The 18,496-nt window shown below is 71.7% G+C and carries 15 protein-coding genes; 9 read left to right on the forward strand and 6 right to left on the reverse strand.

The window, feature by feature from the left end; genetic code table 11:
* Positions 1 to 48 precede the first annotated feature (48 nt).
* From RT2_RS00525 to RT2_RS00540, 4 genes are all read left to right on the forward strand, one after another.
* On the forward strand, positions 49 to 474 hold the full coding sequence (locus RT2_RS00525) for a hypothetical protein (RefSeq protein ID WP_139280371.1): 426 nt from the start codon (positions 49 to 51) through the stop codon (positions 472 to 474).
* 213 nt (positions 475 to 687) lie between these two features.
* A complete protein-coding gene (locus tag RT2_RS00530) occupies positions 688 to 2,274 on the forward strand; it encodes a hypothetical protein (protein WP_072842567.1) in 1,587 nt (528 codons plus the stop codon).
* Positions 2,271 to 3,035, forward strand: a complete 765-nt coding sequence (locus RT2_RS00535; protein ID WP_072842568.1) for an ESX secretion-associated protein EspG — start codon at positions 2,271 to 2,273, stop codon at positions 3,033 to 3,035. The genes RT2_RS00530 and RT2_RS00535 overlap by 4 nt, the downstream gene beginning before the upstream one ends.
* 5 nt (positions 3,036 to 3,040) lie before the next feature.
* Positions 3,041 to 3,721 carry a helix-turn-helix domain-containing protein gene (locus RT2_RS00540; RefSeq protein WP_072842569.1) on the forward strand — a complete coding sequence of 227 codons (681 nt, stop codon included), beginning with the start codon at positions 3,041 to 3,043 and terminating at the stop codon, positions 3,719 to 3,721.
* A 37-nt stretch (positions 3,722 to 3,758) separates the two neighbouring features.
* Here the strand turns inward: RT2_RS00540 and RT2_RS00545 are convergent, their stop codons facing one another.
* The 6 genes from RT2_RS00545 to RT2_RS00570 form a co-directional block, all read right to left on the reverse strand.
* Positions 3,759 to 4,151, reverse strand: a complete 393-nt coding sequence (locus RT2_RS00545; RefSeq protein WP_072842570.1) for a VOC family protein — start codon at positions 4,149 to 4,151, stop codon at positions 3,759 to 3,761.
* 92 nt (positions 4,152 to 4,243) lie between these two features.
* Positions 4,244 to 5,299 carry a DUF2804 domain-containing protein gene (locus RT2_RS00550; protein ID WP_072842571.1) on the reverse strand — a complete coding sequence of 352 codons (1,056 nt, stop codon included), beginning with the start codon at positions 5,297 to 5,299 and terminating at the stop codon, positions 4,244 to 4,246.
* The gene (locus RT2_RS00555; RefSeq protein ID WP_072842572.1) at positions 5,299 to 6,048 is read right to left on the reverse strand and encodes an SDR family NAD(P)-dependent oxidoreductase; all 750 of its coding nucleotides are present in this window, start codon (positions 6,046 to 6,048) and stop codon (positions 5,299 to 5,301) included. The genes RT2_RS00550 and RT2_RS00555 overlap by 1 nt, the downstream gene beginning before the upstream one ends.
* A 109-nt stretch (positions 6,049 to 6,157) precedes the next feature.
* Positions 6,158 to 7,333 (reverse strand): Ig-like domain-containing protein, encoded by a 1,176-nt coding sequence (locus RT2_RS00560; RefSeq protein ID WP_169888092.1) that lies wholly within the window; start codon positions 7,331 to 7,333, stop codon positions 6,158 to 6,160.
* A 724-nt stretch (positions 7,334 to 8,057) separates the two neighbouring features.
* Positions 8,058 to 10,370, reverse strand: coding sequence for an arylsulfatase (locus tag RT2_RS00565; RefSeq protein WP_072842574.1), 2,313 nt, complete (start codon positions 10,368 to 10,370; stop codon positions 8,058 to 8,060).
* Positions 10,370 to 11,326: a TauD/TfdA dioxygenase family protein gene (locus tag RT2_RS00570; protein WP_072842575.1), complete on the reverse strand. Its 957-nt coding sequence runs from the start codon at positions 11,324 to 11,326 to the stop codon at positions 10,370 to 10,372. The genes RT2_RS00565 and RT2_RS00570 overlap by 1 nt, the downstream gene beginning before the upstream one ends.
* Before the next feature lie 588 nt (positions 11,327 to 11,914).
* Between RT2_RS00570 and RT2_RS00575 the strand changes: the two genes are divergently transcribed.
* Genes RT2_RS00575 through RT2_RS00595 form a run of 5 tightly spaced genes read left to right on the forward strand, consistent with a single transcriptional unit; the run spans position 11,915 to position 18,316 of the window.
* A complete protein-coding gene (locus RT2_RS00575) occupies positions 11,915 to 13,108 on the forward strand; it encodes an ROK family transcriptional regulator (protein ID WP_245709337.1) in 1,194 nt (397 codons plus the stop codon).
* On the forward strand, positions 13,105 to 14,703 hold the full coding sequence (locus RT2_RS00580) for an ABC transporter substrate-binding protein (protein ID WP_072842576.1): 1,599 nt from the start codon (positions 13,105 to 13,107) through the stop codon (positions 14,701 to 14,703). Before RT2_RS00575 ends, RT2_RS00580 begins: the two co-directional genes overlap by 4 nt.
* Before the next feature lie 25 nt (positions 14,704 to 14,728).
* On the forward strand, positions 14,729 to 15,688 hold the full coding sequence (locus RT2_RS00585) for an ABC transporter permease (protein ID WP_072842577.1): 960 nt from the start codon (positions 14,729 to 14,731) through the stop codon (positions 15,686 to 15,688).
* Complete coding sequence (locus tag RT2_RS00590) at positions 15,685 to 16,614, forward strand: ABC transporter permease (RefSeq protein ID WP_083576982.1); 930 nt, start codon at positions 15,685 to 15,687, stop codon at positions 16,612 to 16,614. The genes RT2_RS00585 and RT2_RS00590 overlap by 4 nt, the downstream gene beginning before the upstream one ends.
* A gap of 28 nt (positions 16,615 to 16,642) precedes the next feature.
* On the forward strand, positions 16,643 to 18,316 hold the full coding sequence (locus RT2_RS00595) for a dipeptide ABC transporter ATP-binding protein (protein WP_072842578.1): 1,674 nt from the start codon (positions 16,643 to 16,645) through the stop codon (positions 18,314 to 18,316).
* The last annotated feature ends 180 nt before the right edge of the window (positions 18,317 to 18,496 follow it).

An 18,496-nucleotide genomic window follows, 5' to 3' on the forward strand; every position in this document is an offset into this window, starting at 1 on the left:
TCGCGGCTGCGGAGGGGACGCGTGACGACGTCGGCTCCGCAAGGGGAAGTGCGGGCCCGTAGCGAGGCGTTGCGGGGCGGATCGACGACATTCGGGGACCTGCACCGGCGCACGGACCGGTTGGCCCGGGCGCAGGCCGACCGCGACCGCCTCGCCACCGGCGCGCAGGTGTCCGGGTCGGTCGAGGGGTTCGTCGATGGTGCGGTGTCCGGCGGGGTGGGCCGGTTCGGGTCCGAGTTGCCGCTGGGCAGGATCGCCGCCGAGGCGGGCGTGGGCGCGGCCGGCTCCGCCTCGAGCGCCGTGGTCGCGGGAGACGGGCTGTTCTGGCAGGACGTCACCTCGGGCAGGGTCGAAGGCGCGATCGGCGGCACCCACGACAGCATCGACGCGGCCCGTCGCGGTGAGGGTCGACCGAGGTGTGACGGCCGAGTCACCGTGCCCGCTGGATCGGCTCGCCGGAACGTGGAACCGTGACGGACCGGTCCGCGTCTATCCATGGTGAGCCGTCTCAACAGAGTCTGAGTGGGAGTGGTCGTGTGCGTACGGGGGAGCGGACGTGGGGAAGCGTCCGCGGCGCGTCGACACCCGCTCGGGTTCGGTGACGGTGGCCGGTGAGGCAGCTGCGCAGGGGGCAGCTGCCTCACGGGGGCTCGGAGAGATCTCGGTCCGTGACGAGGGGGATTTGAAATGTCGTTGCCCAGCCTGGAGGACCTGACCAGTTCGCTCGAGAAGCTGGCGTCGCGCGCCGTCGACGACCTGACCGCGCTGACCCGCGACCCCGGCAACTGGATCGTCGACGTGGTGTCGGGTTTCGATCTCGACGAGCGCAGCCGGGTCCGTGCCGAGCAGGCGGCGGGCAACTCGGCACGGTCCGACCTGTACGGCCTGCAGGACGATCTCCGCTCCCGGTTCGCGGGAACCTACGACCCGCCGTCCCTCTCCGCCACCGAGAGCTTCGACTCGATGTCGCACGAGCAGATCAGGGACGCGGTGGACGCGATGGACGCGGAACCCGTCCGCGCCGGCGCCGAGGGCTGGGCAAGGATCGGTGCTGCGCTCGCCGACGGTCTCACCGGATTCCAGCAGGCCATCGAGCGTGAGATCGCAGACGGCTGGGGCGGAGTCGCCGCGGCGGCCGCGTCCGCGGCCACCGAGAACTACGGGTCCGCATCGGCGGAGTTGGCCCGGGCCGGAAGGCTGGTCGGGACCAAGATCGAGGAGGCCTCGACCGGGATTGCCCAGGTGAAGGCCACCATGCCCGCGGTGCAGGGCACGGGGTTGCTGGAGCAGGTGTTCGACGCGGTCGTGCCGTCGGCCGGGATGCTGAAGAACGTGGTGCACGGCTCCGACGAGGCACGTCAACAGGCGATTCAGATCATGAAGACCGTCTACACCCCGGTCATGCAGCAGGCCGACGCCAACGTCCCCGTCCTCCCGCGGCCGCTCGACCCGACGGCACGTCCGCCGGTGCCGCACCGACGAGCGGCCGACCCGGCCGACCCGGCCGACCCGGCCGACCCGGCCGCCGACCCCGCCGACGGCGGCCGGCTGGACGGCGGCCGCATCGGCACTTCTCCGGGTGCGCCGGCGTCGGGGGATCCGTCGCAGCAGCGGCTCGGGAGCGAGGCGCCGACCGGCAGCGAGGACGACGGTCCGGCCGGCCGGACCGACCCTGGCGACTGGACGGACTCGACCGGCCGGACCGCGGACGGTGACCCGTCGGTGCCGGGCGCCGACGGCGACGAGGACCCGAATTCGATTGTCTCGGAGACTGATCCGTCCTCGGCGTGGACCGCGCCGGCGACCGCGGGCGCGGCCGACGCTGCGGGCGGCGGGTACGGGGTGGGCGGTGAACCCAGCCCCGGACCCGGACCCGGCCCCGGACCCGGCCCCGGGACCGGGACAGGGGTCGGGACCCCGTACCCGTCGGGAGGGGGTGCCGGCGGGGGCGCCCCGGCGGGCGGCGCGGGACCCGGTGGGTATTTCCGCGGGCTGGGCGGCGGGCAGGGCTCGCCGGGTGGGGTCGGTGGTGCGCCGGGTTCGCCCGGCGGCACCGGCCCGGCCGCGGGCGGGGCCGTCGGTGGATCGGCTGCGGGGGTGGGACGCCCGGGTGCGGCGGGTGCGGCGGGTGGCGGCATGATGCCCGGCGGCGCCCGTGCCCACGGTGAGGACGACCGGGAGCACAAGACCCCGGGCTACCTCGTCAACGTGGACAACGGCAACGAACTGGTCGGCAGGCTCCCGCTGGTCGCGCCGTCGGTCATCGGCGAATGAGCCAGGGGCCATGGCGGCTGACCGCACTCGAGTTCGCGGTGTTGTGGGAGCGACTCGGCCGGGACCGGTTGCCGTACCCGTTCGGGTTCCGGGGCACCGCCGAGACGGACGCGCAGTTCCGCACCCAGTGCGCCGACGCCGCGCGGCGGGTGCTGGCCCAGGTCGACGCGCCGATGTACGAGGCGCTCGCCGCGCTCGCCGAGCCCGCCGTGCGGATCGAACTGTGCGGCCTCCACCGAGTCGGCCCCGGCAGCTCGATGGTCAGGGTGCATGCCGGAATCCGTCATGCCCGCGCCACGGTCGCGGTCCAACAACCGGGCGCCGACCTGTACACGGGTGCCGACGTGGTGCTGACCGCGGTGGCGCCGGCGGAGGTGGGAGCGGCCCTGGCCCAGGCGATCCCGCAGGTCGAGGCCGGGCGAGGTCGCGGGGTGTCGGTACCGCGGTCGACCGTTCCCGGGGCCTCCGTCATGCGGCCCGCGGGTCGCAGACGGGCGAGCGAGCAGCGGGACGAGTTCTTCGCCCGCCCGCGGACCGGTTTCGGTGAGGTCGGTGTCGTCGCGGGTCCGGCGTACGACAGCACGCCCCGCGGCGAGGACCGGGGCTTCCACTGGGTCGACTTCGCCGGGGACGGGCGCTATCTGGTGCGGGGCGCGGGGACCGTCCACGCGCGGCCCGCCGACGGGGCGGACATCGCGTCGCAGGTGCAGCGGCTCGTCGCCGAGGCCGACACGACGCGGGCGGTCCAGCTGCCACACTGAACGGCGTGTATCGGGAGCGGGCGTCGAGGATCTCCGGGGCGGTGCTGTGGACCAGCGAGTCCGTGGCCGACGCCGAGCACCGGATCCTGCCCGACGGCAGCATGGACGTGATCTGGCTCGGTGGCCGGCTGGTGGTGGCCGGACCCGACACCATCGCGCACATGTCGACGCCGGCGGAGACCGCGCGCATCGTGGGGCTTCGGTTCGCCCCCGGCCAGGGGCCGGCGGCGCTTGGTGCGCCCGCCGACGGGCTGGTGAACACGCGGGTCCCGCTCGCCGAGTTGTGGAATCCCGTACGGGTCCGGCGGTGGGAATCGAGGCTGTCCGGATCGCCCGCGCCCGGCCGACTGCTCGAGCAGCTGGCCGGGGAACGGCTCGACGAGGCCGCCCCGGACCTCCGGCTGCTGGCGACGGCGACCGGGCTGCTGCGGGCGGGCGCCCCCGTCGCGTCGGTCGGCGCCCGGGTGGGACTGAGCGAACGGCAACTGCACCGCCGGTCCGTGCGGGCCTACGGCTACGGGCCGAAGACCCTGAGTCGGATCCTGCGGTTCGGGCGTGCGGTGGAGATGGTGCGCGCGGGGACGTCCCCGGCCGCGGTGGCCGCGCGGCTGGCATACGCCGACCAGGCCCACCTCGCCCGCGAGGTGAGGCAACTGGCCGGCGTCCCACTGGGCGCGCTCGGCTGAACCGGACGGACCGGACTGGTCTGGCCGGCCCACGGGGTCAGGTCAGGGTGGCGAACAGGTCCACGGAGTTGCCGTCGGGGTCGTGGACGGTGGCGTACCGCTGCCCCCAGAATGCGTCCCAGGGGGCCAGCTTCCCCTCGTACCCGGCGGCGACCAGTCCGGCGTAGCAGGAGTCGACCTCTGTGGGGTCGGCGCAGGCGAACGCCATGCTCAGGCGCTGGCCGCCGGACCCCGGCGTCCAGTCCGGGTCGAAGGACCGGATGGTGGCCTCGGTGTCCCAGGCCACCCGCAGCCCCTGCGGCAGGACCGCCTCCACGTGCGGTTCGGTGTCCGCGGCGGCGGGCAGGTCGAAGCCCAGTCGCCGGTAGAAGGCCAGCGAGCGAGCCATGTCGGCGACAACGATTCCCACGAGATCAAGGCGAGGTGTCATGGGTTCACCCTAGGAAGCGCGGGTCCCGTCCGTCTTGTACAAATCGGACGGGTCCCGCGCGCCGACCCCGGTCCCACCCGCCGGCCGCCGTGTCACCAGCGGTTCTTCACCTGCTCCGCGAACCCCAGCAGGTCCCGGACGGCGAGGCGGCTGCCGTCGTCGAGTACCACGTGGCCCGAGTACCGGCCGAACACCTGGTGCTGAATCGAGCGGAGCGCGACCAGGTCCGTCGCGGCGGCGCGGTCGAGGATCGGCTCGAAGGTCATCTCGAACCGGCCGTCGTTGCTGGTGAAGGTCCACGGCGCGGCGTCGAACGGGCCCGGCGGCCGGCCGGAGGTGCCGTCGGGCAGGTGGAAGGTGACCTCGTCGAGTTTGTGCGCGCGACCGTCGACGAAGACCATGTTCTCGGTGCCGGCCGAGGTGTCGCCGAAGCCGTGGCCGATGTTGAACCCGAACGGCCTGCCGTCGAGGGTGCCCGACGCAGAACCCCAGTACCAGGTGTTGTCGTAGGTCCACACGCCGCGGCCCCAGTCGAAGACGCCGAATGCGCTCGCCGGGTCGAACGCGAACGACTCGCCGCCGACCACCACCTCACCGCGCGCGGGCAGGCAGTTGATCTTCTGGTTGTAATAGAAGGCCTTGGGGGCCTTGGGGAACGGTGTGGCGACCACCATCCGGTCCATCTCCGGCTGGTCGAGCAGCAGCTCGCCGCGCAGGCCGCGGCCACCGTCGAATCCCGGGTGGTCGACGGTGAGCAGTCGGCCGCCGTCGGTGTGCCGGAACTCGATCCGCAGCTCACGTCCCCGCCCCGCCCGTCGGGAGACCAGCACGTCGCCGGCGTCGGCGCTGGCCGGCAGGCCCATCGAACCCATCGGGAACGGCAGCATGACGTTCTCGGTCACCTCGGTGCGCGCGGTGAGGTCCAGCCAGGACACCCCGAGCAGTCCCATGTAGCCGTTGTCCGCCACCGTCAGCGCGAGCCCGACCTCCTCGGTGAGCACGCAGTAGTAGTCCCACTCCTTGACCCGGAGCCGGGACGCGGCGACGGCGGCGCGGTCGTAGCGTCGCAGTTCCGCTGTGGCCCAGCCGGGCTCGGCCAGGCGACCGTGCCCGTCGAGCAGGTCGCCGGGGGTCAGGCGGTGGCGCATCAGTCCTGCTTGCGGGCGAACCGGCCCGGGCTCGCCTGGTCGCGGGGCTTGATGATGATCTGGTCGAGGTTCACGTGCGAGGGCCGTGACGCGACGAAACCGATCACCTCCGCGACGTCGGCGGCCACCAGCGGGCTGATGCCCTCGTACACCTTGGCCGCGCGCTCCTCGTCGCCGTCGAAGCGCACCAGGGAGAACTCGGTCTCCACCGCGCCCGGCGCGATCTCGGTGAGCCGGACGGGCTGCCCGAGCAGTTCGCCGCGCAGGGTCCGGTGCAGCACGGCCTGCGCGTGCTTGGCGCTGGTGTAGCCCGAGCCGTTGTCGTAGGCCTCGAACGCGGCCACCGAGGTGATGGTGACGATCAGGCCGTTGCCCGAATCGATCAGCTTGGGCAGCAGGGCCTTGGTCACCCGCAACGTGCCGAGGACGTTGGTCTCCCACATCCAGCGCCAGTCGTCCAGGTCGGCCTCCATCACGGTTGCCAGGCCCTTGGCCCCGCCGGCGTTGTTCACCAGCACGTCCACCCTCGGCAGCACCGCGGCGAACGCGTCCACCGAATCCTCGTCGGTGACGTCGAGTTCGAGCGCGGTGCCGCCGATGTCGCGGGCCAGGTGCTCGAGGCGGTCCAGGCGGCGGGCGCCGACCACCACGTGGAACCCCTGCGCGGCGAGGGTTCGTGCGGTGGCCTCCCCGATGCCGGAGCTCGCTCCGGTGACGACGGCAACATGTTCATCAGGCGAGATGGTCATGGCCTCAGCCTAGGCGCAGACGCCCCGGCCCGGCAGCAGGGTTGAGTGCCGGAAAGGGTCTGTCCCCGGCCGATCTGGCCGGGGACAGACCTTCACGGCGAGCTGGCTGTCAGTTGCTGGAGCCGAATCCGCCGAGGCTGCCGAGACTGCCGGTTCCGCCTTCGTCGGCGGGTGCGACGGTCACCGATTCCTGGACGGAGGATGCGGTGACGGTGCCGTTGCCCGAGTACTCGGCGGTGATCGTGCTCTGCCCCGCTGCCGCCGGGGTCCACTCGGTGGTGGCGGTGCCGTCGGCCCCGACCTGCGCGGTGCCGATGACGATGTCGCCGTCCTTGAAGGTCACGGTGCCACCTGCTCCGGCCGGGGTCACCGTGACCGTGATGGTGGAGGCGCGGCCGACCTGGGCATCGGTGACCGGGGCCAGGGCGATCGTGGAGGGGGTGTTCCGCGCGGCGACCTGCACCGTGACCGTCGAGGACTGGGACGCCGCGGCGAACCCGGTGCCGACGAAGTGCGCGGTGACGGCGCGGCTGCCCGCGGTGGCGGGGGTCCAGGCGAGGGTCGCCCTTCCGCTGCCGTCGAGCGCGGCCTGGCCGACCTTGGTTCCGGCGTCGCGGAATTCGACGGTGTTGCCCGCCTCGCCGCCGGTGACGGTGGCGGTCAGGGTGCTCGGCACGCCGACGCGGGCACCGGTGACGGCGGCGAGGGCGGTGGCGGTGCCGGTCTTGCTCATGGTGATGGACGGGCCCCGGAGGGAGTTGGTGCCGCCCAGTGATCCGCCGTACTCCATGCCGGTGAGCAGGGCGGTGTCACGGGCGCAGTTCTTGCCCGCCGTGTAACTGACGCTGAAGACCGGGGTCTGGACGAAGCCGGGGCGATTCTGGATGACCCAGTCGGTGACGCCCCAGGCGCCGCGGACGTAGCCTCTCCCGTTGCCCTCGTCGACGACGACCTCGGGGTTGGCGACAGGCTGGGCCGCGCCGTTGCCGGTCATCTTCGCCGAGCCGGGGATGTAGGTCAGGCAGGACGGGTGACGGTCCTTGACGTTGTAGATGAACTCGTCCACCCAGCTGGTCCGGTCGAACTTCGTTGTCACGGTAACCGTTTCGCCGACCGCAGGAGTGGTGTTGCTGACTGTCCGGGTGAAACGGGCAGCTCCTTCGTCCCAGGTGACCGAGCCCGAGGCGGCGCCGGCGATGCCGGTGCCGAGGAGGGCGAGTGCTCCGACCGCGAGGGTGGTGGCCGCGCCGGCGGCGATGCCGCGTGTCATCGCATCTTTTGTCATGGTGCTCCTTGTTCGCTGTGGTGCGACCGTCGACATCGAGGCCGCAGGGTGAACCCGGCGGTCGCAGGGTCGCCGGAGTTGACGAACCAACAGGTGCTGCCCGAGTTCCACCTGTAACTCGCCACCTGTGGCGCGGCGACAAACCGCGACCGAACAGCGCCGGGCCGATGCATGTCGACTGTGCACCAGCCCGGATCCGTCAATTGGGGGACTGCAGCAACTTCGCCTTCGCCGCGGAGCGGCCGTCCTCGATGGTGTCGAGGGCCGAGGTCTACGGCAGACAGCGCGGGCCCATTCTCTCGGTATCTGTTGTGGGAGAATGGGTCCGCGGATCTGTGAGGTTCTGTTGTGTGCGTTAGTACTATCACGCAGACCCCGGACTGCGGACGCGGAATTCGAAAATTCGGCGGCCCGCTGTGCGGGGGCCGCCGAGCGCCGAAACATGTTTGGCGAAAATGGTATTCGAATGCCGGTCGGCCGGTGTTCGGATCAGCTCACACGCAGGTTCTATGACTATGTATTCACCAGCCGACTGCCCCGGCCGAAGGCGCGCCGCCACGCCAGTGCCGCAAGGTCGCCAGCTCTCGCGGTCGCGGGCCGCATCGGATGCCGATGTGGCACAGACCGTTACGTGTGAGGTGGTCAATCCATGTGCACAGTTCTCCGAGGACGGCCTTCGGCCGGGCCACCTGAGACGTGGCCTCGGGTCAGGCGCCACGGCCGCCTAGTCGGCGGCGTACTCGGCCTCGAGCTCGATCTGCGCCACGGCGACTCCCGGCACCCGTACGGCGCCCGGCGTGTAGGTGACCGCATGCAGCTCGCCGGTGTATCGGAACGGCCCGCGACGCCGGCGCAGATCCCACGAGACCGGGCCGCGGGCGTCCACCCCCACCGAGATGCCGGTCCAGGGGGCCATGCCGACCAGCTGTACCTGGTCGGGCAGCTTCGCGGCGGGAGCGCCATCGACCCGGAGTTCGAAGTCCCAGCGCAGGCCGGGGCGCACGCTCGCGGACACCTCGATCCGGCGGGCGCCTGTCGGCAACGGCCCGGCGTCGACATGGAGGTAGCGGCCGTAGGCGTTGAAGCCGAACACCAGGTGCCCGTCCTCGATGTAGAGCAGGTAGCCGCCCTGGACGTCGCCGTGTGCCACCAGGACGCCCTCGCCCTGGGCGTAGCCGGATCCGCCCAGGTCCACACCGATCTCGAAGTCGCGGAACGCGATCAGCTTCGAGGACCGGTAACGCTCCAGGGTGGGTGTGCCCGCGAGGATCCGGACCGGCCGCGACAGCTTCTCCTCCGCGGGCCGGCGGACGGCGAGGGCGTTCCCGGTGGCCAGGGGGAAGACGGTGTTCGCCCATGCCGCGTCGTCCCACGCCCGCGCCAGTTCGCGCACCTTCTCCGGGTACCGGTCGGCGACGTCGCGCAGTTCGGTGGGGTCCTCGCGCACGTCGAACAGCTGCCAACGGGGCGCGTCCACGTCGGTCTCGGGGCGGTGCGCGAGCAGCTTCCAACCGTCCCGGTAGTAGCCGCGGTTGCCGGTCATCTCGGTGTACTGCTCGGTGTGGGCGGACTCCGCGGTCGCGTCGAGCAGCAGCGCGGTCGCGTCCACGCCGTCGAACGTCTTGGCGGGCAGTCCGTTCCGTGTGCCGGGTGGCTGAATTCCGGCCAGCGCGAGCAGGGTGGGGGCGAGGTCGGTGACGTAGGTGAACTGATTGCGGACACCGTTGTCCTCCTGCGTCTTTCGGAGACCGGCCGGCCAGGACAGGACGAACGGCACCCGGATGCCACCCGCGAAGGACTGGCCCTTGTAGAACCGGAACGGGGTGTTGGACGCCTGTCCCCAGCCGCGCGGGTAGTGCACTCCCAGCGCGGCGGTGCCGATCAGGTCCTCGTCGTGCGGCACGTCGCCGACCCAGTCCGGGCCCCCTACACGGGCGAACTGCGCGAAGTAGCTGCGGGTGCCCTCCGGTCCGCCCTCCGCGGTGCCGCCGTTGTCGGAGGTGAACACCACGATGGTGTTGTCCAGTTCGCCCAGTTCGGCGACGGTGTCCAGGACCCGGCCGACGCTCTGGTCGACGCTGTCGACCATCGCCGCGTACACCTCCATGTATCGGGCGTACCGGCGCTGTTCCTGCGGCGTGAGCGAGTCCCATTCGGGTACATCGAATCCCGGCTCGCTGTTGCGGGGCGCCTGCTCGGTGCCGGCCGGGAACAGACCCTGCTCGAGCTGGGCGGCGAACCTGCGTTCGCGCATCACGTCCCAGCCCTGCGCGTACTTCCCGCGGTACTTGTCGATGTCCTCGTCCTTGGCCTGCAGGGGGCCGTGCATCGCCACGTGCGCGAAGTACAGGAAGAACGGCTTGTCCTGATCGTGCGCCCGCAGTTCCTCGAGGTACCCGACGGCCTTGTCGGTGAGGTCATCTGTGAGGTAGTAGTTTTCGGGGTACTCCTCGACGTCGACCACCGAGTTGTCCGAGACAAGCTGGTTCGGGTGGAAGAAGGAGTTCAGGCCCTCCAGGGACCCGTAGTAGCGGTCGAATCCGCGTTGGGTGGGCCAGGAGTCGCGGACGGCACCCGGACGGAGGTTGGCGTCGCGCACCAGGTGCCACTTGCCCACGCCGTAGGTGGCGTAGCCGCCCTTCCTCAGGATCTCCGGCAGCGTGAGCACGTCCTCGGCGAGCTCGAGGCGCAGGCCCGGGAAACCGGGATCCGCGTTGGCGACGAAGCCGTATCCCGCACGATGTGGGTTGATGCCGGTGAGCAGCGCCGCGCGCGACGGCGAGCAGAGCGGCGTGGTGTGGTAGTTGGTGAGCCGCACGCCGGAGGCGGCGAGCCGGTCGAGGTTGGGGGTGTCGATCTCCGAACCGAACGGCCCGATGTCGCTGAACCCCATGTCGTCGACCAGCACCACGACGATGTTCGGCGAACCCGGCGCGGCCGTCGGAGCGGTCGTCCAGGCGGGGGTCGAGTCGTCGGTGGTCCTGCCGATGTGGCCGGCGAAACCGTCGTAGCCCCTGGCGTGCGGCGGCAGCGTCATCAGCTCGCGGCCCGGACCGGCTCGTCGATGGGGGAGTAGTGCGACGCGTCGCCCGCGACGACGCGGCTGCGCTCGCCGCGGATGCTGACGGGGACGTCGCCGGCCAGGGTGACCCGGCCGAGGCGTCGCCGCTGGCCGTCGTAGTCGTCGACGGCGTAGTGCTGGGTGGCGCGGTTGTCCCAGATGGCGACGTCGCCGTCCTCCCAGTTCCAGCGGGTGGTGTGCTCGAGCTTGGTCACCCGCGCCTGCAGCAGGTTGAGCAGGGCGTGCGACTCGTTGGTGCCCAGGCCGACGAAGCCCTTGACGAAGTGGCCCAGCAGCAGTGCACGCTCCCCGGTCTCGGGGTGCACCCGCACCACGGGGTGCTCGGTCTCGTAGTACGTGGACTGGAACTCCTTGCGGTACTCCTCGGAGTTGGCGTCGAGGTGGGCGGCACTGGTGGCCGCGTAGTCGTAGACGTTGGTGTGGGTGGCCCACAGGTTCTCCACCAGCGTCTTGAGCGGGTCGGGCAGCGTGGCGTAGGCGGCCACCGTCGACGCCCAGGTGGTGGAGCCGCCGTAGCTGGGCAGCACCTCCGCACGCAGGATCGACGCCTTGGGGATCCGGTCGACGAAGCTGACGTCGGTGTGCCAGCTGTTGGCCCGGCCGTACTCGGAGTCGATGGGCAGGATGCGCTCCCCGCGCGAGGTGACGGTGGGGTGTGCGGTGGTGGGCTCGCCGAGCAGCTGCGCGAACGCGTACTGGCCGGCGTCGTCGAGCTGGTGCTGGCCGCGGAAGAAGATCACCTTGTGCTCGAGCAGGGCCTGACGGATCAGGCCTACGGTCGCCGGGTCGAGCTCGGCGCCGAGGGTGACGCCGTCGATGCGGGCGCCGATGTGCGAGCCGAGACGGACCACCGCGGGTGCGGCGTCTGTGACGGTTGCGTCGGCCCGGTCGGTAGCGAAATCGATGGACATGGAAGGCCTTTCGTCGAAGTCGTGCCGAATCTGACGGGACCGAGATTTCCACCGGCGGTGCTGCGGGCCAAGGGTTTCCGTCACCGTGATCGCAAGGCCGCCACGGTATGTCCGATTGGACAAATGCCCGGGAGGTGCTAGTTTTCTGCCCATGTCTTCCGGCCGGCTCACCGCCCTGCGGGTCACCTACGTGACCTCCGCGCTGGGCTCCCGCCTGCCCCTGGCGCGCGAACTCTGTTGTTCGCCTCGCGGTCTCTCTCGCTAACTCGCGCTGCTTCCTCCCACACGTCGACGTTTCGCCTCGCCATGGCCCTTCTGGCCGTGTCGCCGGGTGACGTCTCGACGTCTCTGCAGGTCAGCGCGCTTCCATCCGCCGTGTAGGTCTGTCCCGCCAGGGACGAAGCGCAAGGAAACCACGTGCTCACCTCTGCTGTGCCGGCCTCGGCCGGCCGGACCAGGTCACCCCTGAGTCCCTCCAACCGTCCCAGTCCCGCGAACCACTTCAGTCCCTCGAGTCATCCCGGTCCCTCGAATCGGCCCCGTGCCTTCGGCGCGCCGAACCGTCCGTCCTCCAGGGGCCACGTCCAGATCGTCCCGCCCGACCTCCGGGTCGTCGACACCCCGGTCGCCGCGGTGCTCCGCGTCGCCTGCGAGCGTGGACCCATCGCCCGAGACGCGGCGGCGAAGGCCACCGGCCTGAGTGTCGCCACGGTGAACCGCCAGGTCACCGCGCTGCTCGGGGATGGACTGCTGCGCGAGCGCGCCGATCTCACCGCGTCCGGCGCGGTGGGCAGGCCCCGGGTCCCGTTCGAGGTCAACCACGAGCCCTACCTCACCGTCGGCATCCACATCGGTGCGGTGGTCACCGGCATTGTCGCCGTCGACCTCCGCGGCAGAGTGCTTGGCGCGGTGGAGATCCCGACTCCGGCGACCGACCAGGCCGCGGCCCTGGCGCAGATCGCGCGGAGCGCGAGGCAGTTCGCCTCGCGCTGGCACCGTCGGCGGGCGCTGTGGGTGGGGGTGGCCATCGGCGGGCGGGTCGACGCCGCCACCGGCCGCGCGGACCACCCGCGGCTCGGCTGGCGGGAGGCTCCCGTCGGCGAGATCGTCGGGGAGGGTCTCGGACTCCCGGTCTCGGTCGCCGCCCACGTCGAGGCGATGGCGGCCTCGGAACTGTTGCTCGCCTCGCAGCGTCCGGGTGCCGCGGGCACCGCCGGGACCAGCCTGTACTTCTACGCCCGGGAGACCGCCGGGGTCGCGGTCACCATCGACGGGCGAGTGCACACGCCGTCGAGCGGTCCCGGCTCGATCGTGCACCTGCCCACCGGCTCCTCGGCGCGTTGCTCCTGCGGAGCCCTCGGATGCCTCGAGGCCACCGTCAGCGACCGTGCGGTGATCACGGCCGCGACGGCTGCAGGAATCCTCTCCGGCACTGACGAGCGGCCCTCCGTCGCGGCCGTGTACCGGGCCGCGCAGTCGGGATCGATTCCGGCACACGAACTTCTGGTGGAGCGGGCGCAGGTGCTCGGCCGGACCGTGGCCGTGCTCCGGGACCTGTTCAACCCCGACCGGGTGATCCTGGGCGGCCAGGCCTTCACCGAGTACCCGGCCGGTATCCCGCACGTCGCGGAGGCCTTCGCCCAGGCCTCGACGCTGGCGCGCAAGGACATCCGGATCACCGGATTCGGCAACCGCGTCCAGGAGCACGCCGCCGCCGTCGTCTCGCTCAGCTCCCTCTACTCCGATCCGCTCACCTCCATTCGAAGGGCAACCTCCCGATGAGCTCCTCCTCTGTCACCAGCCTCGACCGCCGGACGTTCTTCCGGGGCGCCGGACTGACCGCCGCGGCGATTCTCGGGACCGGGCTGCTGGGTGCGTGCTCCTCGGCGGTGCAGGCCCAGAAGTCCGGGCCGGACGGGGCGTCGGGCACTCCGGTGCGCGGCGGCACCCTGAAGACCGGCATCACCGCCGACGTCATCCCGGCGACCTTCCTGACCAACACCGCCGGGTCCACCACGGTGATCGGCCTGGCCTACGACAGCCTCGTCCGGTACCCGCACGACAAGGTGGAACCCACACCGCGACTGGCGAAGTCGTGGGCCCTGGCCCCGGACGGCCGGTCGTTGACGCTTGACCTGCGCGACGACGTCACCTTCCACAGCGGCCGGCCGTTCACCTCCAAGGACGCGGAGTTCTCGATCCGCACCTACGCGGACCCGAAGTGGACCGCGCAGTTGCGGAGCACGGCGGCGGCCGTCACCGGGTTCGACACCAGCGACCCGCACCGGTTGGTGCTCACCTTCGCGCATCCGCTCGGCAACATCTTCGACCTGCTCGACACGGTCCCGATCCTCGACAGTGAGTCGATCGACAAGCTCACCGCCGGTGAGGCGTTCGTCGGGACCGGGCCGTTCAAGCTGGTCTCCCGGACCCCCAACAGCTCGCTGACCTTCGAGCGCAACGAGCGGTACTGGATCCCGGAGCGGCCGTACCTGGACCGCGTGGAGGTGTCGATCATCCCGGACGCGCAGGCGCTGCTGAGCTCGCTGCGGTCCGGTCAGGTCTCCCTGGTCAGCGGGCTGAGCTACCGGGACAACGAGGTGCTCGGCAACACCTCCGGCTTCCAGTCGATCGCGCTGGACGGCGCCGAGCTGCAGGTGTACGTCGGCACCAATGTCACCCATCCGGCGCTGGCCGACGTGCGGGTGCGCCAGGCGATCGCGTACGCGCTGGACCGGGACCGCATCATTGCCGAGGTGTTCCGGGGCTCCGGCTACCCGGTGAACCTGCCGTGGCCGAAGACCTCGCCCGCCTACGACGAGGCGCGGAACCGGACCTTCGGCCTCGACCCGGCCCGGGCCCGCTCGATCCTCGCCGACGCCGGCGTGGCCGTGCCGACGCTGCCCCTGACGTACCAGGCCGGGAACCCCTTCTTCGAGGCGTCCGCGCAGATCGTGCAGGCCAACCTCGCGACCGTCGGGATCGAGGTCAAGTTGGACCCGCAGGAGGGCGCGACCTTCGTGAAGTCGCTGATCGGCGCGCAGTTGCCGGGGCTGTGGCTGACCTTCCACTCGTGGGCGCAGTACGTGCCGTCGACGCTGAACGTCAGCGCCTATCCCTTCAACGCGCTCAAGAACTCCTCACACTTCGAGAGCCCGGCGTACATCGCCGCCGCCGACGCGGCGTGGCAGGTCACCGACGGCACCGGCGCGGAGGCGGTGGCCCGGTACCGGGCGGTGAGCGACCAGCTCCTCGAGAGCCTGTTCCTGATCGAGATCGGCGTGGTCCTGAATGAACTGGGCGCCGCGCAGCAGGTGCGCGGCGTCGACTGGACCAAGCGTTCGGAGATCCTGCACACCGACACCTACCTGGCCTGACGGTGAAGACGAGAGGAGTCTCGCGATGGTGAAGTACCTCGCGCGCCGGCTGCCGTCCGCGGTGGTGGTGCTGTTCCTGGCCTCGCTGCTGATCTTCTTCGTGCTGCGGCTGGTTCCCGGCGACCCGGCAACCAGCCTGGCCGGACCGGATGCGAGCGCGGAATCGGTTGCCGCGATCAGACATTCGCTCGGCCTGGACCGATCGGTGCCGGCGCAGTACCTGAGCTGGATCACCGATGTGGCGACCCTGGACCTCGGGCGGTCGTACGTGATCGGCGGCCAGATCTCGGACCTGGTCGCCGACGGGTTGGTCAACACCGTGGTGCTGGCGTCCGCCGCACTGCTGCTCGCGGTGGTGGTGAGCGTGGCGCTCAGCGTGGCCGTGGTGGTCTGGCCGAAGCGGTGGCTGACCGGGCTGGTGGCCGGCGCGAACACGCTCGCGGTCGCGTTGCCGCCGTTCGTCACCGGTGTCCTGCTGGTGCTGGTGTTCTCGGTGCTGCTGCCGGTGCTGCCGTCCGGCGGGGTGCCGCCGGACGGGTTCTGGGCGCGGCCGGACATCTCCGTGCAGTACCTGCTGCTGCCCGCCGTGTGCCTGGCCCTGCCGGTGGCGGCGGCCCTGACCCGGTTCCTCACCGAGTCGCTGCGCACCCAGATGGAACAGCCGTACGTGCTCACCGCCCGTGCCCTCGGCGTCTCACGGTGGAACCTGGTGAGCCGCAGCGCATTGCGCAATGCGCTGCCGTCGATGCTGACGGCGCTGGGACTGCAGGCCGGGCAGCTGCTCGGCGGCGCGGTGCTGGTGGAGGCGATCTTCGCGTGGCCGGGGATCGGGCAGCTGATCGAGCAGGGCATCAGCCGCCGCGACTACCCGGTGGTGCAGGTGCTGCTGTTGATCTCGGTGTCGGTGTTCGTGATCGTCCAGCTGCTCACTGACGTCGCGCACGCCTACCTGGACCCGCGCATCCGGATCGGGGGCGCGGCATGAGCGCCCCGCGCACGGGAGGGACGGCCACTCGGGCGCCGGGTGTGGCGTCGGTCCTGGAGATCGAGGACCCGGCGATCGCGGGCCGGGCGCCGGCGCAGCCGGACCCGCCGCGGCGTCGGCCGGTGCTGCGGGCGCTGACGCACGGTCAGGGCCTGGTCGGGGTGGTGCTGCTGGCGGTCGTGCTGCTCGCCGGCCTGCTGGCGCCGTGGCTGGCGCCCTTCGACCCCACCGCCCAGATTCCGGGGGCGAACCTGTCGGGGCCCGGCGCCGAGCACTGGTTCGGCACCGACCAGGTGAACCGGGACGTGTATTCCCGAGTGCTGCACGGCATCCGGATCAACCTGGAGATCATCGCGATCGCGGTCCCGATCGGGGCGGTGGTCGGGTCACTGGCCGGGCTGCTGTCGAGCCTGCACCCGGTGGCCGACGTGATCGCCCAGCGGGTGTTCGACGTGGTGCTGGCGTTCCCCGCGCTGATCCTGGCGATCGCGCTGGCGGCCATTGTCGGGCCGGGAGCGTCGACGGTGATCCTGGTGATCGTCGCGGCGGAGATCCCGATCTTCGGCCGGATGGTGCGGGGGCAGGTGCTGGCCGTCCGGGAACTGCCGTACGTGGAGTCGGCGCAGGTGATCGGCGCCGGTCCGTGGTGGGTGCTGCGCACCCACGTGCTGCCGAATGCGCTCGAGCCGCTCGGCGTGCAGGTCGCGCTGTCCATGTCGGTCGCGGTGTTCGTCGAGAGCGCCATGAGTTTCGTGGGCATCGGGGTGCGGCCACCCGAGCCGTCGCTGGGGTCGATCATCGCCGACGCCGTCCCGAACCTGGACGCCAACCCGGCCTTCGCGATCGGCCCGCTGGTCGTGGTCGCGGCGCTGGTGCTGGGCTTCCTGCTCGTCGCCCAGGCGCTTGGCCGGGCCCGCCGGTCCTGACCGCCCCGACAACCGTGAAGAGGAAGAGATGACCGAAACGATTCTCGAGATCGACGCGCTCTCCGTCAGTTTCGGCGCCGGCGCGTCCGGCGTGCAGGATGTCGTGTCCGACCTCGAGCTGACCGTGGCCCGAGGCGAGATCGTCGCGCTGGTCGGCGAATCCGGATCCGGCAAGTCGATGACCGCCAAGGCGGTCCTGGGCCTGCTGCCCGACGGGGCCCGCGCCCGCGGCTCGATCCGGCTCGGCGGCGAGGAGGTGGTGGGCGCCGACGAGCAGACGCTGGCGCGGCTGCGCGGCACCCGGGCCGCCATGGTGTTCCAGGAGCCGCAGACCGCGCTGAACCCGGTGCAGACGGTGGGATGGCAGCTGGCGCAGGCGCTCCGGGCGCACGGCAGGATCGGCCGCGCCGCTGCCCGGGGTCGGGCGGTGGAGTTGCTCCGGCTGGTCGAGATCCCGGAACCCGAGCGCCGGGTGGACTGGTACCCGCACCAGCTCTCCGGCGGGCAGAAGCAGCGGGTGGTGATCGCGCTCGCGCTCTCGGGCGCGCCGGACCTGCTGATCGCGGACGAGCCGACGACCGCTCTGGACGTGACGGTGCAGGCGGAGATCCTGGACCTGCTGCGGTTGCTGCGCGACCGCGACGGCACCGCGATCCTGCTGATCACCCACAACATGGGGGTGGTGGCCGACGTCGCGGACCGGGTCGCGGTGCTGCGCCGGGGCGTCCTGGTCGAGCAGCGGGGGGTGCTCGAACTGTTCGCCGCGCCGCAGGCCCGGTACACCGCCCAGTTGCTGTCCGCGGTGCCGCGGCTGCCCGAAGTCGGCCAGGGCTCGGACGGATCCCCGACACAGCCGGATGTCGTTGCCGCCGAACCGGTCCTGTCGGTACGCGGCCTGGACGTGGTGTACCCGGCCCGCCACGGCAACGCGGCATTTGCCGCGCTGCGCGGGATCACGCTGGGTGTCGAGGCGGGCGAGGTGCTGGGGCTGGTCGGCGAGTCCGGGTCCGGCAAGACGACGCTGGGCCGCACTGCGCTCGGGGTGATCCGGCCCAGCGCCGGGTCCGTGGTGTTCGACGGGGTCGACCTCGGCACGGTCTCGGGGCGGGAGTTGCGCGGCCTGCGCAAGGGGGTCGCGCTGGTCCATCAGGACCCGGCGGCGTCGCTGGACCCGCGGCGGAGCGTCGGCGAGAGCGTGGGCGAGCCGCTGCGGGTGCACCGGGTGGCGTCCGGGGCGCTGCTCCGGTCCCGGGTGGGGGACCTGCTCGACTCGGTGCGACTGCCTCGCTCGTTCGCGGACCGGAGGCCGGGTGAACTGTCGGGCGGCCAGCGGCAGCGGGTCGCCCTGGCGCGGGCGTTGGTGTTGGCGCCGCGGCTGCTGGTCGCCGACGAGCCGACCAGCGCCCTGGACGTGTCGGTCCAGGCCGAGGTGCTGGATCTGTTCGCGGACCTGCGCGAGGAGTACCGCTTCGCCTGCCTGTTCATCAGCCACGACCTGGCGGTGGTGCACCAGGTCGCGGACCGGGTCGCGGTGCTGCGAGGCGGGGAGCTCGTCGAGACAGGTTCCACCGCAGCGGTGTTCGGGGACCCGCGCGCCGACTACACCCGCGCGTTGCTCGCCGCGGTCCCGGTCCCGGATCCTGTCGAGCAGCGGTTGCGGCGCGACGACCGGCCCGAGGCATGGTTGGCCGCGGTCGGCTGACGGGAGGGCGGGCGTTGCCCGGCGGGGCGCGCAATCGGCGGGTGCCACTCGCCCGGCCGCGCGGCGTCGAGGAAGTTGCGGAAGCTCGTGCGGCGGCGTGCCCGTGCAATGAAGTCGGCCCACGATTCGATGCCGCCGGCTGCTGCCGGTTGACGGTCACCTGGTAGCTGGTGACCGTGA

Source organism: Rhodococcus tukisamuensis NBRC 100609, assembly GCF_001894985.1.
Taxonomy (GTDB): Bacteria; Actinomycetota; Actinomycetes; order Mycobacteriales; family Mycobacteriaceae; genus Rhodococcus_G; species Rhodococcus_G tukisamuensis.